The sequence below is a fragment of the Dietzia sp. E1 genome (assembly GCF_014145015.1).
In the GTDB taxonomy this organism is placed as follows: Bacteria; Actinomycetota; Actinomycetes; order Mycobacteriales; family Mycobacteriaceae; genus Dietzia; species Dietzia cinnamea_A.
In genome coordinates this window covers 1-2,884 of sequence record NZ_JAALDU010000502.1, presented here as the reverse complement: position 1 = coordinate 2,884, position 2,884 = coordinate 1, and the positions used below count along the sequence as shown (strand labels likewise).

Genomic DNA, 2,884 nt, shown 5'->3' with positions numbered 1-2,884 from the left:
AACCTGTCTTAAACCAGGTTGACAACTTCCGCGCGGGGCGGGCGAGACGCCATGTTGGCGTGCGGCTGCGGCCGCCGTCCCTCCACAGGCCTCCCGCCGTGGGCTGCCGCCGAGCTCGGTGATGCCAGGTGCGTGGGCCAGGGTGGGCGGCGTGAACACGACCACGAGAGCGCGCGCCGTCGCAGCGGAGCGATCCCGACCCGGAGGCCCCCGAGCCCGCCGCCCGCCGTGGCCCGAAGTCGGGGCCTGACCACTCGCCACCTCGGGGCCCCACCACGCCCCACCCCGCGGCCCCACCATTCCCCACCGTCGTGGCTGCGACTGTCTCATGGGCTACTTCAGTCACATCAGCCTCAGTAAGTCGCTGAATATGCGGTCCGTGACGAGGGCTCGGCGGCCGGGGGGGCGGCCGCGTCGACGAGGCGGAAACCATCTGAAGTGCAGTGATGTAAGACAGTGGGGAGAAGTGGGGCGCAAGCCTTGTTTGTGGGGCGTTGTGGGGTACAGTGGGGCACGCAAGGAGCTCGATGGGCCTGGACCCCAGGAGGTGGCGGGTGACCGACACCGATCCCGTCGACTCCGGACGCGAACGAGCCTTCGTCGGGTACGGGACCCACCGTCCCAAGCTCGACGACAAGGGGCGGCTGACGATCCCCGCCAGATTCAGGCCCGGCCTGGCGGACGGGGTGGTGGTGTGTGGGTGGTTCACCAACACGCTCTCGGTCTTCCCTGAGGACGAGTTCGACGCGCTGGTCAGAAAGGTCCGGCCGACCGCCAACCTCAGCGAGAGGCACATGGCGTTCTTCCGGCTCCTGGTGAGCGGCGCGGAAGTCCAACAACTGGACTCGCAGGGACGGATCTCCATCCCCGCGAGTCAGCGGAACTACGCGGGTCTGGACAAGGACTGCGTCGTCAACGGCCTCGGGGAGCGTCTCGAGGTCTGGGACGCCGAGGCGTGGGACCGCTACAGCGCGGAGAACCTACCCGTGTTCTCCGAGATGGAGGGCACCTCGCTCGGGATCGAGTTCTGATCCCGGGAGAGCGAGGACGAGAACGCACACGAGAGCACGACGGACGGAGCCCCCCGGCCCCTGCCCGGCACCACCCTGACGTACTTCCCCAACGCCAGGTGGGTACCGGACGGGGACCAGGGGGCTCCACCACAACCGCCGGAGCACCGACGACCGGACGCGAGGAGGCGAGATGGCAGAACGGCCCGATGCCGATCGCGACGCCACGCGCTCCGGGCACGTCCCCGTCTTTCTCGAGCGCACGATCGAGCTCTTCCGACCCGTCGTCGAAGCCGCCGCGGAGGAGGGGCGCGCTCCCGTCATCGTGGACGGCACCCTCGGTCTCGGCGGACACTCCTCCCACCTGCTGGCGGAGTTCGGCGAGCTGCGTGTGCTCGGCGTGGACCGTGACCCCGAGGCGCTCGACATGGCGACACGCCGGCTCACCGCCTACCGCGACCGCTTCACGCCCGTCCACGCCCGCTTCGACGATTTCAACAGCGTCATCGCGGCGCTGCCCCCGGACGTGCGCGACGACGCCGGCCCGGCGATCGACGGCATCCTCCTAGACTTCGGCGTCTCCTCGATGCAGCTCGACGTCGCCGAGCGCGGTTTCGCCTACTCGGTGGACGCGCCGCTCGACATGAGGATGGACCCCACCACCGGGCCGACTGCCGCCGACATCCTCGCCGAGTACCCGCGCGACGAGCTCGCCCGGATCCTGCGGGTGTACGGCGAGGAGCGCTTCGCCCGGCAGATCGCGGCCGCGATCGTCCGCCGGCGCGACACGGACCCGATCGTCACCAGTTCCCAGCTGGTCGAACTCCTCTACGACACGATCCCCCAGGGTGCCCGCCGGACCGGTGGGCACCCCGGCAAACGCGTGTTCCAGGCCCTGCGCATCGAGGTCAACGCCGAACTCGAGGCCGTCGAGAACGCCGTGCCCGGCTACCTCGACCTCCTGCGGCTCGGCGGTCGCGCGGTCTTCATGGCGTACCACTCCCTCGAGGACAAGATCGTCAAGCGCGAACTCGCGACCCGCACCGCCTCCCGCACCCCGGCGGGCCTGCCGGTGGAACTGCCCGGCCACGGCCCCGAGTTCGAGGCCGTCACCAGGGGAGCGGAGAAGGCCTCACAGGAGGAGATCGACCACAACCCGCGCTCGGCCTCGGTCCGGGTGCGCTGCGTCCGGCGTATCGACGGGAGAACCCCATGACGAGCACGATCGACACGCCCGGCACCGTTGACGGGCTCGACACCCGCCCGGCCCCCGGCCCGGACGCCGACGCCCCGGCCGGGGCGGGACGGGCCGTCGGCCTCCGACGCAGGCCGGTCACGCGCTCCGTCCGCGGCCGTCGCACCGTGGTCGTCCCCGCGGAACGTCTGAGCCCGGCGGAGCTGGCCGCCAGGGTGCCCTTCGTCGTCGTCCTCCTCCTCCTCATCGGCGCCGGCGTCGGCGGCACCCTCCTGCTGTCGGCCCAGACCACCCAGGACACCTACGACCTCAAGAACGCGCGCGACGCCAACGTCGAACTCGTCGAGCGGATGGAGGCGCTCCGCGCGTCCAACGAGCGCGCCCGCTCGGCCGAGGTGCTCGCGCAGCGCGCCGAGAAGCTGGGCATGGTCGGTGTCGCCAGCGCGCCGATCCTCACCAGGGGATCCGACGGCGTCATCGAGATCGTGGGGGAGCCCGAAGCGAAGCTCGGCGCGCCGATCAAGCCGCTCCAACCCGCTCCGGTAGCGTCCGAGCCGTCGCGGTCGTCCGACCGGGACGCGTTCGACGCGCCGCCCGCACAGGCGCCGCAGGACCGCACCCCCCCCGGTGTCGCCCCCGTTCCGTACCCGCCGCTCGCCGGCCCGCCGTCCCCGGTGGC

The 2,884-nt window shown here is 71.5% G+C and carries 3 protein-coding genes; all 3 read left to right on the top strand.

Going from position 1 to position 2,884, the window contains the following annotated elements; genetic code table 11:
* Positions 1–554: 554 nt before the first annotated feature.
* Positions 555–1,031 carry a division/cell wall cluster transcriptional repressor MraZ gene (gene mraZ / locus G6030_RS14685; RefSeq protein ID WP_007629002.1) on the top strand — a complete coding sequence of 159 codons (477 nt, stop codon included), beginning with the start codon at positions 555–557 and terminating at the stop codon, positions 1,029–1,031.
* A 172-nt stretch (positions 1,032–1,203) separates the two neighbouring features.
* Positions 1,204–2,226 (top strand): 16S rRNA (cytosine(1402)-N(4))-methyltransferase RsmH, encoded by a 1,023-nt coding sequence (gene rsmH, locus G6030_RS14680; RefSeq protein ID WP_182643626.1) that lies wholly within the window; start codon positions 1,204–1,206, stop codon positions 2,224–2,226.
* The coding region (locus tag G6030_RS14675) for a hypothetical protein (protein ID WP_182643625.1) at positions 2,223–2,884 on the top strand (662 nt) is incomplete at its 3' end. The genes rsmH and G6030_RS14675, both read left to right, overlap by 4 nt.